The 1,148-nt window shown below is 52.6% G+C and carries 1 protein-coding gene; it reads left to right on the top strand.

Annotation, left to right across the window (positions count from 1 at the left end):
* Positions 1-215 precede the first annotated feature (215 nt).
* On the top strand, positions 216-1,148 hold a 933-nt coding region (locus AB2N08_RS22885), incomplete at its 3' end, for an IS110 family transposase (protein WP_367613202.1).

Genomic DNA, 1,148 nt, shown 5'->3' with positions numbered 1-1,148 from the left:
GCCAACCCTTGTATCTTGTTCTCATTGGTGGTTAGCTACTACCAATTGAGGTGAAGACCAGCTTGTGCCAACCCTTAAGGCTCGACCTTGGAAGGTAGATCAAGCCCTTCACCTCGTTCCCCACACCATACCAAACACTGGACGGTAGCCAAGGGCCTTGACCCTGTATGCACAAGGAGAGTGGGTGTGATGATCGAGAACGAAAGGAGAGCATCATGTTTTACCTCGGTATTGACGTCGCAAAGAAGAAACTCGATTGCATGCTGCTCGATACGTCGACCAGTAAATTGAAATCAAAAGGTGGCTTAGCCAATACGCCAGCAGGATTTACTGATCTTTTGGAATGGGTTGCCAAGCAGGGCGCTGTAAATCCACATGTGGTGATGGAGCCGACCGGCACGTACCACGAAGCAGCAGCATTAACATTGGCCGATGCCGGATTGGTTGTCTCACTCGTCAATCCTGCACAGCTGCGTTCGTTCGCCCTGGGCATGGGCATCAAGACGAAAACTGACAAACAAGATAGCGCTGTACTGGCGTACTACGGCGAAGCTAAGAAGCCTGCCCCATGGGAGCCACCATCGACATCGGCACGCCGACTGAAGGCACTCCTGGCCCGGCGCGACGCCGTCGCCGATGATCTGCAACGTGAGAAAAATCGTCAGGAAGCCAATGACTTCAGCCCAGTACCTGAAGAAGTTGGAGAATCGATTGCACAGTCGATAGCGTTTATCGAAGTTGAGCTCAAACGACTCGAAAAGATGATCGCGACACACATCGATGACGATCCCGACCTGCGCAAGAAAAAAGACCTCCTTGAGACTATTCCAGGCGTTGGCCCGCGCGTTGCGAGCCATATGACGGCATTATTTGCAGGAAGAACATTTGAGCGTGCTGAGCAACTAGCTGCTTATCTTGGCCTGGTGCCTGTCGAATGGAGTTCTGGCTCCTCAGTCCGAGGCCGACCACGCATGTCCAAAGCAGGACCTGCTTATCTTCGCAAAGTCCTTTATATGCCGGCAGTCGTGGCAAGACGCTGTAATCCACACATTAAGGCTTTGAACGACCGGCTGCTTGCTAAAGGCAAATCCAAGATGGCTGTGATTGGTGCTGCCATGCGCAAACTGGCACACCTATGCTTCGGCGTG

The sequence above is a fragment of the Massilia aurea genome (assembly GCF_040790145.1).
GTDB lineage: Bacteria > Pseudomonadota > Gammaproteobacteria > Burkholderiales > Burkholderiaceae_D > Telluria > Telluria aurea_C.
Note: the sequence above shows the minus strand (reverse complement) of the source record. Positions and strands in the feature narration are given on the sequence as shown.